This window comes from Pseudomonas lundensis (assembly GCF_002269125.1).
Taxonomy (GTDB): Bacteria; Pseudomonadota; Gammaproteobacteria; order Pseudomonadales; family Pseudomonadaceae; genus Aquipseudomonas; species Aquipseudomonas lundensis_A.
The window spans coordinates 1-15,901 of record NZ_NQKI01000035.1 but is presented as its reverse complement, the minus strand read 5'-3'; the positions used below and the strand labels follow the sequence as shown (position 1 = coordinate 15,901).

The following is a 15,901-nucleotide window of genomic DNA, read 5'->3' as shown; positions in this document are numbered from 1 at the left end:
ACGGAGCTTATGGCGAAAGGCTATAAGCCCACATGACGAATGCGGTGTCATCGCTGTCGGACAGCGATTTACAGGCGGTGCGGCAAGTGGCAGGGCAAGCGCAGGTGCACCCGCAAACCCTGCCCCGTGTTTTCTGCCCATAAGCTGCCGCCTTGCAGTCGCAATGCATTGCGCGCAATGCTCAAGCCCAATCCAAAACCGCCATCGCCGGGTCGCGAACCATCGAGCCGGATAAACGGCGCAAAGATGCGCTCCAGCTCTTGCGGCGCCACACCGCCCCCCTGATCGTCGATCCACAAATGCCACTGGTCGCCTTCACGCAGGCCACTGAGGCTGACTAGCCCTGCGGGCGGGGAATGCCGAATGGCATTGCGCAGGATGTTTTCCAGAGCTTGCGCCAGGCTGTTCAGATGCCCGTGTACCCAGCACTCGGCGCCCACAAAACATGGCAGGCGCGATTCAGGCCAGCCGCTTTCAAAGCAGGCGTTTTCGCTGATCATTTCCCACAGCGCCTGGACCTGAATCGCTTCCACCGGCAGTGGTCCGCGCTCAGCGTCGAGCCAGGCCAGTTGCAGGGTGTCTTCCACCAAACGCTGCATGCCATCGACTTCGCGGCTCAAACGCTCGCGCAACGCGGCTTGGCCCTGCTCGCTGTCGCACGCCACGCGTAAACGGCTCAACGGTGTACGCAGCTCGTGGGACAGGTCACGCAGCAACTGCTGCTGTTGGCTGACGGTGTTTTGTAATCGCTCCGACATTTGATCGAACGCACGCCCCAAATCACCCAACTCATCCTGCCGGCTGGTGGTCTGGCTCGACAGGCGTGCACCCAATTGGTCGGCGCGCCAGGCGTGAGCCTGCTCTCGCAGTTGATTGAGCGGCACGATCAGCAAGCGATAAAGGCCTGCACACAGCAATAAGGTGAACAGCCCCGGAATCACACCGTTAATGATGATCCGCCAGACGAGCTGCGAATGCCCCGGCATGAAACGCTGCGGCAGCTCAATGACTAAAAAACCCGTGGACGAGTCCCGCACAAACGGCACTTTCATCCACGGGCGGGCGTTTTTCAAATGGCTGATGGGCCAGTCCACCCCGCGCAGAAAGGTCAGGCGCTGGTTTTCAAGCGCATTGAGCGGGTAACTGCTTAGCGACTGCAAATCCTGCCCGATGACGCCGATCCAGCCACTTTCCACGTGCCCCATCGCTTGCAGCCATTGATCGACACCCGCCTCTCCAGCGTGCTCCCAGGCGGTTTGCGCCTCACCGGCATACCGCATCAGCGTGCTGCGGGCTTCCTGGGAGAGAAATCCGGTGCGTTTGTCCATGTAGCGGCCCCACGACCAGCTCAGCCAGATCATCAGCAAGCAAAAAGCCACCAGCAGACACGCCAGCTTCCAGAACACCGAGTGTTTGCCGGGGACCTTATAAGGCATCGCTGGCACTCAGCACGTAACCTTTGCCCCACACCGTGCGCACTTCCCGGGCGTGATAACCGACGCTCTTGAGCTTGCGGCGAATCTGGCTGATGTGCATGTCGAGGCTGCGATCGTGGGGGGCGTAGCCGCGTTGCAGCACATGCTGGTACAGAAAGGCTTTGCTCAGCACTTCATCGGCATGGCGATTAAGGGTGTCGAGCAGGCGAAATTCGCTGCGGGTCAGGCCTGCGTACTGCGCGCCATGGCGCACGTCGCTGGCAGCGTCATCGAAGACCAGCCCGGTTTCAAGGTCGACCGGCAGTGACACCGCACTGGCACGGGGCGTGCGGTCCAGCGCCACCCGCCGCAAGATGGCTTCGATACGCACTTTCAGTTCGGCCATGCTGAACGGTTTGGGCAGGTAGTCATCGGCGCCCAACTGAAACCCGTTGATGCGGTCTGCTTCGGCGCCCAGGGCCGACATCAGAATGACCGGTAATGCATGGGTCTGGCGCAACTGCGTAAGCACCTGCAAGCCATTCATACCGGGCAGCAAAATGTCCATCAGCACCACGTCAAAGGGCTGCTGTTGCGCAAGGCTCAAACCGTCCTGGCCGTTCTGACACCAGACCACGTCAAACCCGGCGCGCTGCAACTGCTCCTGCAGGTAAGGGCCCAACACGGGATCGTCTTCGATGGTCAACAGGCGGTAAGGATTAATCAGGGCGGGAGTCATTAGCGTCTGCAAGTCATTCTCAATCGCTGATTATTCAAGATTGAACCGACGCGGGCAACCGGCACGACGCTGACTGTCGACTGATGTCGATCAACACCACGCTCCACAGGGTAAATTTCTGCACGTCGGGCACGGGGCAAATCGCTACACTGCCAGGCAAACCTGCGCCGGATGCGCCGGGCAAGATCAGAAAAACGTGGAGCTGGAGAATTGCGTGCTTAAAAATCTGGGAATCAAAGGCCGCGTATTGCTGCTCACGTTACTGCCCGTCACCTTGATGGCGATGGTGCTGGGCGGCTACTTCACCTGGGTGCAACAGTCAGAGTTGCAGTCCCAACTGTTGCAGCGCGGCGAAATGATTGCCGAGCAGCTCGCTCCACTGGTCGCACCCGCACTCGGCCGCCACGACACCGCCCTGCTGGCGCGCATCGCCACCGAGTCCCTGGAGCAACAGGATGTGCGGGCCGTGTCGTTCCTCGACGCTAATCACAAAACCCTCGCCCACGCTGGCCCGATCATGCTCAATCAGGCGCCGTTGGGTAACAGCACACAATTGCTGCAACGTACCGACAACGACGCCACACGCTATTTGCTCCCGGTCTTTGGTCGTCATCGCAACCTGGCGGGCGACGTGATTCCCAACGAAGCCCATCGGCTGCTGGGCTGGGTCGAGCTTGAACTGTCCCACAGCAACATGTTGCTGCGTGGCTATCGCAGCTTGTTTGCCAGTTTGCTGCTGATCGCCAGCGGGCTGGCGTTCACCGCCTTGCTGGCCTTGCGCATGAGCCGCACGATCAATGCGCCGTTGGGGCAGATCAAGCAGGCCGTCGCGCAACTCAAGGACGGGCGACTGGAAACCCGCCTGCCACCGTTGGGCAGTCATGAGCTGGACGAACTGGCTTCGGGCATCAACCGCATGGCCGAAACCCTGCAGAACGCGCAGGAAGAACTGCAAAACAGCGTCGATCAGGCCACCGAAGACGTGCGCCAGAACCTTGAGACCATCGAAATCCAGAACCTTGAGCTGGACCTGGCGCGCAAAGAGGCACTGGAAGCCAGCCGCATCAAGTCCGAGTTTCTGGCCAACATGAGCCACGAAATCCGCACCCCGCTCAATGGCATTCTGGGCTTCACCCATTTGCTGCAAAAAAGCGAGCTGACCCCGCGCCAGTTCGATTACCTGCACACCATCGAAAAATCGGCCGACAACCTGCTGGGCATCATTAACGAAATCCTCGACTTCTCGAAAATCGAAGCCGGCAAGCTGGTGCTCGACAGCACCCCGTTCAACCTGCGTGATTTGTTGCAAGACACGCTGACCATCCTCGCCCCGTCCGCCCACGAGAAGGGTCTGGAGCTGGTCAGCCTGGTGTACCGCGACACCCCCCTGTCGTTGATTGGCGACCCGCTGCGGCTCAAACAAATCCTCACCAATCTGGTCAACAACGCGATCAAGTTCACCCGCGAAGGCACCATCGCCGTGCGCGCCATGCTCGAAGACGAGGATGAGGACGACGGCAGCGTGCAACTGCGCATCAGCGTTCAGGACACTGGCATCGGCCTGACCAGTGAAGATGTGCGGGCGCTGTTTCAGGCCTTCAGCCAGGCAGACAACTCGCTGTCGCGCCAGCCCGGCGGGACGGGGCTGGGCCTGGTCATTTCCAAGCGCCTGGTGGAGCAGATGGGCGGTGAAATCGGGGTCGAGAGCACGCCCGGCGAAGGGTCGGTGTTCTGGATCAGTGTCAAGCTGCCCAAAGCCCGGGACGACGTGGAAGACCTGCCGAGTGCGCCGCTGCTGGGCCGTCGCGTGGCATTGCTGGAAAAACATGACCTGGCCTGCCAGGCCTTGCAGCATCAGCTCGAAGACTGCGGGCTGGACGTCACGCCCTTCAATACCCTCGAAAACCTGTGCAACGGTGTGACCAGTGCCCATCACACCGAACAGGCCTTCGATCTGGCGGTGTTTGGCGTCACCGCCTCGGATTTGCCGCCGGAACGGCTGAATCAGCACATCTGGGACCTCGACCGCATGGGCTGCAAGGTGCTGGTGCTGTGCCCCACCACTGAACAGCAGTTATTTGCCGCAGCGGTGCCCAACTCCCATGAGCAGTTGCAATCCAAACCCTTCTGTACCCGCAAGTTACGTCGCACGCTGGCGGAGCTGGTCCAGCCCCGTCACACCCGCAGCGAGCGTGGCGAGTTACTGGCCAGCCGCGCCCCGCGAATCCTGTGTGTCGACGACAACCCGGCCAACCTGCTGCTGGTGCAAACCCTGCTCGAAGACATGGGCGCCAATGTCACAGCTGTGGACAGCGGCTATGCGGCAATTGATGCGGTCAAGGCCCACGCCTTCGATTTGGTGCTGATGGATGTGCAAATGCCGGGCATGGACGGCCGCGAAACCACTGAGTTGATTCGCCAATGGGAAAGCGAGCGCCAGTCCACCTCGCTACCCATTGTGGCGCTCACTGCCCACGCCATGGCCAACGAGAAACGGGCCCTGCTGCAAAGCGGTATGGACGACTACCTGACCAAACCCATCAGCGAACGCCAACTGGGCCAAGTGGTGTTGAAGTGGACCGGGCTAGCGCTGATCAACCAGGTCAGCGATCACCCTCAAGAGCCGCCGACCACTGACACACACCTTCAGGTGCTGGATCACGAGGAAGGCCTGCGTCTGGCGGCGGGTAAGCCGGATTTGGCCGCTGACATGCTGGCCATGCTGCTGGCCTCGCTGGAGTCCGACCGCGAAGCGATCCGTCAGGCCCGTCAAGCCAACGACAACAGCGCCCTGATCGAACGGGTTCACCGCTTGCATGGCGCCACCCGCTACTGCGGCGTACCGCAATTGCGCGCCGCCTGCCAGCGTACCGAAACACTGCTCAAGCAACAGAGCTCCAACGCGTACGCTGCACTGGACGAGCTGGATCACGCGATTGTCCGGCTCGCCACTGAAGCCCGCAGCGCCGCTTGATACCTTCTGCACTTAACCCAGGAAGACTCCCATGCGCATCCTTCTGTTCAGCAGCCAGACCTACGACCGCGACAGCTTCACCGCTGCCGCGCAACACGACGACCTTGAGCTGCACTTCCAGCCCGCGCGCCTGAACCTCGATACCGTGGCCCTGGCCCATGACTACGACGTGGTCTGCCCATTCATCAATGACGATTTGAGCGCCCCGGTGCTGGAGCAACTGGCCCTCGGCAAAACACGCCTGATCGCCCTGCGTTCGGCCGGTTACAACCATGTCGACCTGCCTGCCGCCAAGCGTCTGGGCCTAAGCGTGGTGCGCGTACCGGCGTATTCGCCACATGCCGTGGCCGAGCATGCAGTGGCGCTGATTCTGGCACTCAACCGTCGCCTGCACCGCGCCTACAACCGCACCCGCGAGGGCGACTTCACCCTGCATGGCCTGACCGGCTTTGATGTGGTGGGTAAAACGGTGGGCGTGGTCGGCACCGGGCAAATTGGCGCCACCTTCGGCAAAATCATGGCCGGCTTCGGTTGTAAGCTGCTGTGTTTCGACCCTTACCCAAACCCGGATCTACTGGCCCTGGGCGCCGAATACGTAAGCCTGCCCGAATTGATCGCGGGCTCACACATCATCAGCCTGCATTGCCCGCTGACCGCAGAAAACAAGCACATGATCAACAGCGAGAGCCTCGCCACCCTGCAACACGGCGCCATGCTGATCAACACCGGGCGCGGTGCACTGGTGCATACGCCGTCCCTGATCGAAGCCCTGAAAAGCGGGCAACTCGGGTACTTGGGGCTGGACGTGTATGAAGAAGAAGCCCAGCTGTTTTTTGAAGACCGTTCCGACCTGCCATTGCAAGACGATGTGCTGGCACGCCTGCTGACCTTCCCCAACGTCATCATCACGGCGCATCAGGCATTTCTGACCCACGAAGCCCTTAGCGCGATTGCCGGCACCACGCTGGACAACATCGCGGCCTGGAAAGCCGGATCGCCCCACAACCTGATCGAAGGTTAAGCGCCCACGCCTCGAGGTTTGGAGTCTGCGTGCTAGCATAGCGGCCTATTTGGAGGACCCATGGTCGAACACGATTTCCGCTACAACCTGCTTAGCCCGCAGCACACCCTGATCGAATGCCGCGCCCTGATGCACGGCCGCTATCAAGTCACCGGGAACGGTGGCTCGATTCAGAACAATGACGTGCTGCTGGTCACCCTCAAGGGCAGTAAAGACCTGGCCATGCGCCTGACCGTCGAAAAAGTTCGTCACTTGATCAACCCTCGCGGCCAATGGGTGGCCGTCGCCCAAGGCCCGGTGTTTGGCGAACTGGCGGTTCACACCTGGCAGGTCAACTGCGACGGCTGCGCCAAAGAACTGAAGTTTGAATTCGCCGTTGACGCGAAGCTGGGCGTCAAGGCGCAAAAACCGGCCGCCAGCGCGCGCATTGCCGAGTTGGGCTGGCGCACCGAAGGCAGCAAGCACCTGTGCCCAACATGCCAAAAGGAAGCTGCATGAAGCGTTTGACCCTGATTGCCCTGCTGGGCGCCAGCCTGATGGGCTGCGCGGGTGACCCGGTGAAATTGCAGCAGAACCACACGTACGTACTGGAGTGGATCGGCGACCGCCCGCTGATCGACAACAGCCACCTGACCGTGACCCTGGACGATGCGGGCCGCGCCTATGGCAGCGGCGGTTGCAACCACTGGTTCGCGCCCTACACGCTGGACGGCCACAGGCTGACCTTCGGCGGCGTCGGCAGCACCCGCAAAGCATGCGCGCCAGCACTGATGGAGCAGGAGCACCGCTTCTTCGAAGCGCTGCAAACCGTGGAACGCTGGGATATCTCGCCCATTGAGCAAGTGCGCTTCTGGCCTGCCGAAGGCAAGCCGTTACGCCTGTGGCCCGAAGAAAGCTGATCGCGCCTCATCGGTAGCCGCAGCCCAAGGCGGCTACCGTGCTTAATGCCCGCGCAGTTCCTTGATCTTGGCCATCACCCCTGCGGCGGTCTGTTCACCCATCAACTGCGCCTGCACTTTGCCCTTCTCATCGAGAATGTAGGTCACCGGCAGCGCTTCACTGCGCGGCAAGTCAAAGACCTCAGCCGGGTCCTGAGCCAGCACCGTGAAGGTAATCCCCAACGCGGTGGCTGCATCGCTCAGCTCCTTGCCTTGCAAACCATCGAAGTTCACCCCGAACACCCCCACGGACTGCCCTTGCAGCTGTTTTTCCAGCGCATTGAGTTCCGGGATCTCGACCCGGCACGGCCCGCACCATTCGGCCCAGTAGTTGATGACCTTCCACTGCTTGTCGAGGCGCTCGGACGCCACTTTTTCGCCGTGCTGGTCCACCCCGTAATCATTGCCGCAACCCGCCAGCATTAACGTGGCAGTGATGGCAGCGAGCGCGATGAGTCGCTTAAACATGCGTTGATCCTTCTCGATAAGACACACAAATAACCGGGGGACGGCGGCCAATTACCGCACAAGGTTCAGGCGCGGCCGTCAGGCGGGTAGAATAGCCGCCACCTTACCCAAGATGCGACCCGCACATGACCGATCTGACGCTTTATCACAACCCGCGCTGCTCGAAATCCCGCGGTGCGCTCGAACTCCTTGAAGCCCGCGGCCTGACGCCAACCGTGGTGCGTTACCTCGAAACACCACCCACCGCTGATGAATTGACCGACCTGCTGGCCAAGCTGAAGATCAGCGCCCGCCAGCTGTTGCGCACCGGCGAAGATGAATACAAAACCCTTAACCTGGCCGACAACAGCCTCAGCGACGCGCAGCTGATCGACGCCATGGCCGCTCACCCCAAATTGATCGAACGCCCGATTCTGGTGGCGGGCGACCGCGCAATCATCGGTCGACCGCCTGAAAACGTACTGGAGATCTTGCCATGAGCGCGCCTTACATTCTGGTTCTGTATTACAGCCGAAACGGGTCTACCCATGACATGGCCCGGCATATCGCACGCGCAATTGAACAGGGCGGCATGGAAGCGCGCTTGCGCACGGTGCCTGCCATTTCCACCGAGTGCGAAGCCGTTGCCCCGACGATTCCGGCAGAAGGCGCGATGTACGCCAGCCTCGATGACCTCAAGCACTGTTCAGGATTGGCACTGGGCAGCCCGACCCGTTTCGGCAACATGGCCGCGCCCCTGAAGTACTTTCTCGATGGCACCAGCAATTTGTGGCTGACCGGCGCACTGGTGGGCAAACCCGCTGGCGTGTTCACCTCCACCGCCAGCCTGCATGGCGGTCAAGAAACCACCCTGCTGTCCATGCTGCTGCCGCTGATGCACCACGGCATGTTGATCACCGGCCTGCCTTATAGCGAGTCAGCGTTGTTGCAGACCACTGCGGGCGGCACGCCCTACGGGCCAAGTCACCACGCCGGCGCCGATGGCAAACGCGGGCTGGATGAACACGAAATCGCCCTTTGCCGCGCCCTCGGTCAGCGTCTGGCCAGCATCGCGTTGAAACTGGAGACCCCCCGTGGCTAAAAAGCCCAAAGTGTTGCCGTCCATCGAATGGCTACAACCTCGGGTGCGCTTGATGCGCGTCTTGAGCCTGGTGTGTTTCTTTGGCTTTATCGGCTTGCTGTGCGTGTATTACCTGATGTTCGCCGACTTGCACGGCGCACGCCCATGGGTGATTTTGCTGATCGAATTGGTGCCGCTGATGTTCCTGGTGCCGGGCATGCTGATCGGCAATCCGCGCGGCCATTCCTTCACGTGTTATGTAATCAACCTGTACCTGATCAAAGGCGCCCTGGCGGCGTTCGATCCCAATCGGCAAGTGTTCGGCCTGCTGGAGATCGCCGGGAGTGTGGCGGTGTTTGTCAGCGCGATGCTGTTTGTGCGCTGGCGCCATCAGCTGGATCGACGGCTGGCAGGGGAATAGCCGTCCACCTTGCGCCGCACCGGCGAGCTCAGGTCAATGATTGACGGTCAGTGCCAGCATCTGTGACAGCTGGCACATCGGCCGCCCGCTCTCGGCGTGCCACTGGTTGAACGCATTTTGCACAATCGCCAGATCCCGCAGGCTGGTGGGCGCCTTGTCCACCAGCTTCTGCGCATTCAATGCAGCCACGACATCATCGCTGGGCACGAACGTGTCTTTACCGACCATGCGCAAAAACCGAGGCGCCGACAGACCGCCCAACTGATGCCCGTGTTTGGCCAGATACTTCCACAGCCCGACAATGTCAGTCACCGGCCATTGAGCGATGAATGCGCCAAAGCTGCCGTGTTCGTGAGCGATGTCGAGCACCATCTGTGCATTGCGCGGCACGCTTTTAAGCTTGCCCAAATGGCGAATGATCCGCGCATCCTGCATCAGTCGCTCCAGGTGTTCTGCACCCATCAGCACTACTTTTTCCGGATCGAAACCAAAAAACACCTCTTCGAACACGGGCCACTTCGCGTCGACCACGCTGTGCTTGAGCCCGGCACGAAAGACCCGCAGGGCCAGGGTCGAGAGATAACGGTCGTCGGGAATCGCCCGCAATTGCGCGGCCGTTCGCGGCACCGGCAACCGGGCTTCGAGCGCGGCTGCCGAACCAAAGCGGTTCAAACAATATTCGTGCAGCCATTTGTAGTCGCGCATGCCCTCTCCTCTTGGCAAATAGGGTGTCACTTCGGGATCAGAGCCCTGTTCAGGCCTAGAGGTTCAGCAAATTGACGAAGCGCGGCGTGGCCGTTTCGTCGATTTTCAGGCTGGCGAAGTCAAACAGACTGCGGTCGGCCAACTGGGACGGGATCACATTCTGCAAGCTGCGGAAGATGCTCTCGGTGCGGCCCGGCGTCTTGCGGTCCCATTCCTGAAGCATGTCCTTGACCACTTGACGTTGCAGGTTTTCCTGCGAGCCGCACAGGTTGCACGGGATGATCGGGAACTGCTGCAAATCGGAGTACGCCTGGATGTCTTTCTCGTTGCAGTACGCCAGCGGACGGATCACCACATTACGGCCGTCGTCGGACAGCAGCTTGGGTGGCATCGCCTTGAGGGTGCCGTTGAAGAACATATTGAGGAAGAACGTCTCGACGATGTCGTCGCGGTGATGCCCCAATGCCATCTTGGTCGCACCGATTTCATCGGCAAACGTATAGAGCGTGCCGCGACGCAAGCGCGAGCACAGCGAACACGTGGTCTTGCCTTCCGGAATCAGTTCCTTGACCACCGAGTACGTGTCTTTTTCAACGATGTGGTATTCCACGCCCAACGTCTTGAGGTAGGCCGGTAATACATCTTCCGGGAAGCCCGGCTGTTTCTGGTCCATGTTCACGGCAACGATTTCGAAGCTGATCGGCGCCACTTTCTGCAAGTGCAACAGCACGTCGAGCAAGGTGTAGCTGTCTTTGCCGCCCGACAGACAGACCATCACCTTGTCACCGTCTTCAATCATGTTGAAGTCGGCGACAGCCTCACCGGTCAATCGGCGCAGGCGTTTCTGGAGTTTAATTTGAGAGACCGAAAGAGTGCCCATAGCGCTTCAATTCCGCGAGTTAAGACAAAAAGGCGGCGATTTTACCCTTAAAGCGCCCGCGTACGAACCCCCTCTGTCCGCCCATAAGACGTGACCGCAATTACGCGCCGGACTGACAGCACAATATGCTCTAAGGCCCTGGCTTCATGAGCCGGAAGGTTTCCTATACTGCGACTTAAGGCCGCAAGCCCTGCTTGAAACTCATAGTGTCTGGCTGCGCGACCGGTACGCGTCCCACTGGGGGCGATGCGTTTCATTACAGGAGCGACAGCCATGATCCATCACGTTGTGGGCCTCTTTACCCACCCCGATCAAGAGTGGCGGCAAATCCGCAGTGATGCCGAAGAAAGCATCAGCCACATGTACCTCACCCATACCCTGATCCTGGCCGCGATCCCGGCCATCTCGGCGTTTATCGGCACCACCCAGGTCGGGTGGGTCATCGGCAACCGGGCCCCGGTGATGCTCACGATTGACAGCGCGCTGTGGATGACAGTCATGTCTTACTTGTCGATGCTGGTGGGGGTCGGCGTAATGGGCGCATTCATTCACTGGATGGCGCGCACCTACGATGCCCAACCCAGCCTGGCGCGGTGTGTCGCCTTCGCCACGTACACCGCCACACCGTTGTTTATCGGCGGGCTGGCGGCGCTGTATCCGCACATGTGGCTGGGTATGGTCGTGGGCACGGCTGCGATTTGCTACACCGTGTATTTGCTGTATGTCGGCCTGCCCACCTTCATGAACATCGACCCTGATGAAGGCTTTTTGTTTTCGAGTTCGGTGCTGGCGGTCGGTCTGGTGGTGCTGGTAGCGATCATGGCATTTACCGTGATCGTTTGGGGGTTGGGCGTCGGCCCGGTCTACACCAACTGACAAGCGCATCCTGTAGCCGCGCCCTGTGCCCGCGGCTACAGGATGTACAGCCGGGCGAACCGCTCGGCACTTTGACCCTTCGCCTGCTTCAGGCTTGCGGCATAATCGCGGGCTCTGGAGAACCGAACCGCATGCCCGAGTTGCTCAATACCCGCGTTGAAGACTGTTTCAAACAAGCCGAAGCGTTTTTCAAACGACCTTTCAAGCGCCCCGTGGTCAGCTTCAAGCTGCGCGGCCAAAAGGCGGGCGTGGCGCATCTGCATGAAAACCTGCTGCGCTTCAATCCACAGCTGTACCGCGAAAACAGCGACGATTTCCTCAAGCAAACCGTGGCCCACGAGGTCGCGCACCTGATCGCCCATCAACTGTTTGGCGACCGCATAGCGGCCCATGGCGAAGAGTGGCAATTGATCATGCGCGGGGTGTACGAATTGCCGCCCAACCGCTGCCATACGTATGACATCAAACGCCGTAGCGTCACCCGTTATATCTATCGTTGCCCCTGCCCGGACAGCGACTTCCCTTTTACCGCCCAACGCCACGGGCTGGTCAACAAAGGCCGACGGTACCTGTGCCGTAACTGCCGCAACACACTGGTCTTCACGGGCCAGACCCGGATCGAATAAACGGGTATAAAAATTTGGGGGAGGTTCACCGACGCATATCCGAACATTGGATAACCCAAGCAGTTAACCAGGGCTGGAGCGTTGTTCTTTGACTTCCCCCCCACGCGCTGTACTGCGCCCTCCAGGCGATTTGGCCGGTGTGGTCGGTCAGTTCTTGTGGCGTGCCCAAGTGGTCGCACTGGTACCACGCCAGTACGTCTATCGGCAGCGCTTGCGGGGTGTGGGTCCACAGCGGGTCTTGGTCGATGTCGTAGGCACCGGTGTAACTCGGCTGGGCCAGCAGGCGCATCGGTTGGTGGCGCAGAGCTTGGGCCACGGGGACGAAGCTGTCGGGTTCGTAGAGGTAGTGGACGGTTTTGCCACTGGCGCCGTCAGCCTGTGCAGGGCTGCTTTCCCAGGCGAGGGTGTCGCCGTCCAAGCCGTAGTGGGTGAAGCAGCAACCCCAAGAAAAGGATTACTGGACTCAGCAATATATAAATTACTCTCGCAAGTACGCAGAGACTTTGTCCACATTTACAGTCAGGGCTCGAAAAGACGCTTCTGAATCTCCTGTTATATCAATTCTAAAAAATCCATCTTCCGCAACAAACTCTATCTCAAGATTGCATTTGTTTCCCCGTCCAAATTTATTCAGACTCACTTCACTCAAAGGAAAAATCGAAAGCTCAACTAGCACTGCATTGAGCCCTTCCCACTTCCTAGGCGGAGCTAAAGGAAAATTTTTCATGCTAAATCGCAATCTAGCAATTGGACCATCCCACCCAAAGCCAACTTCCTGTAAGTCCACGCCATCAAAACTCAGGCTTTCGCCATAAAGGCTATTAAGAAACTCACTACCACCTAGATAATCTTTAATCAATATCATCACTACTCTCGTCCAAATGGATAGTGTGCTGCTGTGCCGGGCACAGATCCGGTTCGAGTATTCTCTTGTGGCCTCACATTGAAATGAGAGTTCTGATCGCCAATACCACCTTCACCAAAATTATGGCCTGCACTATGATCTTGAATCACTACCTTACTCCCGTCTTCTCGGGCAAACATATATTCTCTTGTTTCTACACGCTTACCGTCGCATATTACAGGGCAGCCACCCCGCGTAGTCATCGGTACTTTAACAATACTATCCGGTTGCTGAGACACCGGAACTCTCGCATCACGCTTTGCTTGCTTAAACGCGCCACGGCGACCTGAAAGCCCCAACGCATCAACCCACTCCACCGGATTCGGCGCATACGCATAAAGATTCAACCCACCCGCATAACTGATCGGGTCTTTGCTGACAAACCGTCCGGCCCGTGGATCATAGTACCTATACCGATTGTAGTGCAGCCCTGTTTCGTGATCGTGGTACTGGCCCTGAAAACGAATCGGATTCTTTAGCCCTTGGCGTTGTGCCCATTCCGAGCGTTGTTCTTTAACTTCACCCCACGCTTTGTACTGCGCGCTCCAGGCGATTTGGCCGGTGTGGTCGGTCAGTTCTTGTGGTGTGCCGAGGTGATCACACTGGTACCACGCCAGTACGTCTATCGGCAGCGCTTGTGGGGTGTGGGTCCACAGCGGGTCTTGGTCGATGTCGTAGGCACCGGTGTAACTCGGCTGGGCCAGCAGGCGCATCGGTTGGTGGCGCAGGGCCTGGGCCACGGGGACGAAGCTGCCGGGTTCGTAGAGGTAGTGGACGGTTTTGCCACTGGCGCCATCGGCCTGTGCGGGGCTGCTTTCCCAGGCGAGGGTGTCGCCGTCCCAGCCGAATAAGGTGAAGCCGCACCCCAGTTCGCGCTGTTTGCGGGCCTGTTCGTTTTGGTTCCACTGCGAGCCCGCTTCGTTTCGGTGTGGGTGGTGGGCGTTGGAGTATTTGTAGAGGCGTCTTCCCAGCGGGTCGTAGGCGTAGTCGACGCGCAGTCGGTTGTCTTCAAAGCGCACGAGACGGTCGAACAGGTCCCAGTGCAGGCGGCTGTACCAATCGATATGCATCGCTGGGTATCAGTACGTCAAAGTTAATTGTTAAAGAGCGCCAGTGCAGTTCTTGCAAATATAAAGTGCCTCTTGTTGCTATCTACTCGTCGAATGAGGAAAGGAAATGTCTTTTTGTCTCAGTAACTGCATTTCTAAGTTTCTCTATGTCGCTGTTAGGGATTTTGAACTTGCTCATCATTTCGGTCATCCTTTCAATGGCATTCAATACCAAGGATATTTGATCCTTTTCATTGGAGTGTAAGAGCTTTTCAAATGGTATAGAGATTCGAAACTCTAAAGCTCTATTTTTTTATGAGGCTTTGCCACTTCAGGATAGTCGGCGGAAAATTATTCAGGCATAATGATTGATATATAATTCCAGCGCTCTAGATCAAATTTAAGATCTAGTTTTTCTAGACTCCTATCTAGAGTTGGCATATTTTTATTTCTCGCTATATGTTCTGCAGTTCCAACTGCAGCTTCTTTTTCGCAGACATTGAAAAATTCATGAATCACCGACAATAGTCGTTTTTTTTAATTTGGGACGCTTCCCTTCATGCTGCGCTTCGCACTCTAAAATACGTTCATATTGTCACATGTGCATTTCATGCTTTGATCCACTTACTTTCTTTGTGAAGACCACTTTTTTTGTCAATGCACGATCCAGAATAACGCTTTCTTACTTTTTTGGTCAGACATTTGTACTATTCTGAGTGGATGTAAGCCGTTCTGGATAAATACCTAGCTAGGCGGATAAATGCGACCGATTCGTCTTTTGGAAAAGGCGAGTATAATATGCTACTAAGCAGATGAAGATTCATTGTCTTCCTTACCGAATCCGTTGCTATATTTTTGAAAGTATGCATCCCACTAAAATCGCTTTCGATTGTTCCTACATGATATCCTCCGCGCTTATCCCACTGATTAAACCTAATTACAATGCTGCCGCCTATTATTACGGCCCCTTCTTCTTTATCATCAGAAAAATACAATTTTATATCGTTTTTCTTGGTTTTGTCACTTGAGCAAGTAGAGCTATACCACTTAAGCACAGATACTAGCCTCAAGCCAGGACCTAAATAGAAGCCATTGCCAATATCGTTTGCCGAATGAAAATAATGTTTATGTACGACGTCTAGTGCGCCGCGATGATAGGGGGCCCTATAGCTTTTCTCATAAAAGTGCAGGTCATATCGCTCGCCAACCAGTTCGTAGTTATTTCTCTCCAACTCGGCGGAGGAGAAATTTTCGAGACCAAAAACACTTGGCTGAATAGTGGCCGGGGATCTAAAAAAAATATCCAGAATTTCAAGAAATGGTAAAGCTAACATTTTTATCGTTTACCTTTTACAGGGTTGGTTCCGGCAGCAAGATGTTGGCGAAGAATATTTCCTATCTCTTTGAGTTCCCCTACACGATCAGACCTCGGATGACTATCAGCTCCAGCTTGAGCTGACTTTGCGAGTCGATCAACATTGCCCGGTGTTTCAAGATAGTTCTCCACACAGCTACAGGCCTTACCCCATTGTGAGGTAGACATATCTCTTGTAGCTTTATCGGCGGGTACCAAAACAATATGAGTACTTGCATCATTGGGTTTCAAACTTATATGGCCGCCCTTGGTGGGTAATCCAGGTCCATTGACATTTACGTGAACACCTCTTGATAGGACATCGCTCCCAGCAGTATTTGATTTAATTTTATGTCCGGCCAACCCCAGCGCATCAACCCATTCCACCGGATTCGGCGCATACGCATACAGGTTCAACCCACCCGCATAGCTGATCGGGTCTTTGCTGACAAACCGTCCGGTCCGTGGATC

At 57.5% G+C, this 15,901-nt stretch carries 18 protein-coding genes and 2 pseudogenes; 9 read left to right on the top strand and 11 right to left on the bottom strand.

Annotation, left to right across the window (positions count from 1 at the left end):
- Positions 1-68 precede the first annotated feature (68 nt).
- Positions 69-1,436 carry a sensor histidine kinase gene (locus tag CJF39_RS18360; RefSeq protein WP_094994720.1) on the bottom strand — a complete coding sequence of 456 codons (1,368 nt, stop codon included), beginning with the start codon at positions 1,434-1,436 and terminating at the stop codon, positions 69-71.
- Entirely contained in the window at positions 1,426-2,154 is a 729-nt protein-coding gene (locus CJF39_RS18355) for a response regulator transcription factor (protein ID WP_094994719.1), read from the bottom strand. Before CJF39_RS18355 ends, CJF39_RS18360 begins: the two co-directional genes overlap by 11 nt.
- Before the next feature lie 214 nt (positions 2,155-2,368).
- Here CJF39_RS18355 and CJF39_RS18350 point away from each other — a divergent pair, with 214 nt between their 5' ends.
- Genes CJF39_RS18350 through CJF39_RS18335 form a run of 4 tightly spaced genes read left to right on the top strand, consistent with a single transcriptional unit; the run spans position 2,369 to position 7,048 of the window.
- Positions 2,369-5,128, top strand: a complete 2,760-nt coding sequence (locus CJF39_RS18350) for a response regulator (protein WP_094994718.1) — start codon at positions 2,369-2,371, stop codon at positions 5,126-5,128.
- A gap of 31 nt (positions 5,129-5,159) precedes the next feature.
- A complete protein-coding gene (locus CJF39_RS18345) occupies positions 5,160-6,149 on the top strand; it encodes a 2-hydroxyacid dehydrogenase (RefSeq protein WP_094994717.1) in 990 nt (329 codons plus the stop codon).
- 60 nt (positions 6,150-6,209) lie between these two features.
- The gene (locus CJF39_RS18340; protein ID WP_094994716.1) at positions 6,210-6,647 is read left to right on the top strand and encodes a hypothetical protein; all 438 of its coding nucleotides are present in this window, start codon (positions 6,210-6,212) and stop codon (positions 6,645-6,647) included.
- Positions 6,644-7,048 (top strand): META domain-containing protein, encoded by a 405-nt coding sequence (locus CJF39_RS18335; protein ID WP_094994715.1) that lies wholly within the window; start codon positions 6,644-6,646, stop codon positions 7,046-7,048. The genes CJF39_RS18340 and CJF39_RS18335 overlap by 4 nt, the downstream gene beginning before the upstream one ends.
- 42 nt (positions 7,049-7,090) lie before the next feature.
- Here CJF39_RS18335 and CJF39_RS18330 read toward each other — a convergent pair whose 3' ends face one another.
- Complete coding sequence (locus tag CJF39_RS18330; protein ID WP_094994714.1) at positions 7,091-7,555, bottom strand: TlpA disulfide reductase family protein; 465 nt, start codon at positions 7,553-7,555, stop codon at positions 7,091-7,093.
- 125 nt (positions 7,556-7,680) lie between these two features.
- On the opposite strand from CJF39_RS18330, the gene arsC reads away from it, so the two are divergent.
- Genes arsC through CJF39_RS18315 form a run of 3 tightly spaced genes read left to right on the top strand, consistent with a single transcriptional unit; the run spans position 7,681 to position 9,036 of the window.
- Positions 7,681-8,034, top strand: a complete 354-nt coding sequence (arsC, locus tag CJF39_RS18325; protein ID WP_094994713.1) for an arsenate reductase (glutaredoxin) — start codon at positions 7,681-7,683, stop codon at positions 8,032-8,034.
- The gene (gene wrbA / locus CJF39_RS18320) at positions 8,031-8,636 is read left to right on the top strand and encodes an NAD(P)H:quinone oxidoreductase (protein WP_094994712.1); all 606 of its coding nucleotides are present in this window, start codon (positions 8,031-8,033) and stop codon (positions 8,634-8,636) included. The genes arsC and wrbA overlap by 4 nt, the downstream gene beginning before the upstream one ends.
- On the top strand, positions 8,629-9,036 hold the full coding sequence (locus CJF39_RS18315; RefSeq protein ID WP_094994711.1) for a DUF2069 domain-containing protein: 408 nt from the start codon (positions 8,629-8,631) through the stop codon (positions 9,034-9,036). The genes wrbA and CJF39_RS18315 overlap by 8 nt, the downstream gene beginning before the upstream one ends.
- 33 nt (positions 9,037-9,069) lie before the next feature.
- Here the strand turns inward: CJF39_RS18315 and CJF39_RS18310 are convergent, their stop codons facing one another.
- Together CJF39_RS18310 and ttcA are read right to left on the bottom strand one after the other, a co-directional pair.
- Positions 9,070-9,741: a DNA-3-methyladenine glycosylase I gene (locus CJF39_RS18310; protein ID WP_094994710.1), complete on the bottom strand. Its 672-nt coding sequence runs from the start codon at positions 9,739-9,741 to the stop codon at positions 9,070-9,072.
- Between the two features lie 55 nt (positions 9,742-9,796).
- Positions 9,797-10,621 (bottom strand): tRNA 2-thiocytidine(32) synthetase TtcA, encoded by an 825-nt coding sequence (ttcA, locus tag CJF39_RS18305; protein WP_094994709.1) that lies wholly within the window; start codon positions 10,619-10,621, stop codon positions 9,797-9,799.
- Positions 10,622-10,894: 273 nt separating this feature from the next.
- On the opposite strand from ttcA, the gene CJF39_RS18300 reads away from it, so the two are divergent.
- Together CJF39_RS18300 and CJF39_RS18295 are read left to right on the top strand one after the other, a co-directional pair.
- The gene (locus tag CJF39_RS18300) at positions 10,895-11,497 is read left to right on the top strand and encodes a Yip1 family protein (protein WP_094994708.1); all 603 of its coding nucleotides are present in this window, start codon (positions 10,895-10,897) and stop codon (positions 11,495-11,497) included.
- 131 nt (positions 11,498-11,628) lie between these two features.
- Positions 11,629-12,123: a SprT family zinc-dependent metalloprotease gene (locus CJF39_RS18295; RefSeq protein WP_094994707.1), complete on the top strand. Its 495-nt coding sequence runs from the start codon at positions 11,629-11,631 to the stop codon at positions 12,121-12,123.
- 25 nt (positions 12,124-12,148) lie between these two features.
- Here CJF39_RS18295 and CJF39_RS18290 read toward each other — a convergent pair whose 3' ends face one another.
- From CJF39_RS18290 to CJF39_RS18270, 6 genes and pseudogenes are all read right to left on the bottom strand, one after another.
- Positions 12,149-12,541, bottom strand: a complete 393-nt coding sequence (locus CJF39_RS18290; protein WP_349290212.1) for an RHS domain-containing protein — start codon at positions 12,539-12,541, stop codon at positions 12,149-12,151.
- Between the two features lie 60 nt (positions 12,542-12,601).
- On the bottom strand, positions 12,602-12,988 hold the full coding sequence (locus CJF39_RS18285) for an Imm50 family immunity protein (RefSeq protein ID WP_094994706.1): 387 nt from the start codon (positions 12,986-12,988) through the stop codon (positions 12,602-12,604).
- A 2-nt stretch (positions 12,989-12,990) separates the two neighbouring features.
- Positions 12,991-13,182: pseudogene (locus CJF39_RS23765) on the bottom strand (HNH/endonuclease VII fold putative polymorphic toxin); the annotation flags it as partial.
- Between the two features lie 132 nt (positions 13,183-13,314).
- Positions 13,315-14,079, bottom strand: a pseudogene (locus CJF39_RS18280) (RHS repeat-associated core domain-containing protein); the annotation flags it as partial.
- 704 nt (positions 14,080-14,783) lie between these two features.
- Complete coding sequence (locus CJF39_RS18275) at positions 14,784-15,410, bottom strand: hypothetical protein (protein WP_094994704.1); 627 nt, start codon at positions 15,408-15,410, stop codon at positions 14,784-14,786.
- 2 nt (positions 15,411-15,412) lie between these two features.
- The coding region (locus CJF39_RS18270) for an RHS repeat-associated core domain-containing protein (RefSeq protein ID WP_141232203.1) at positions 15,413-15,901 on the bottom strand (489 nt) is incomplete at its 5' end.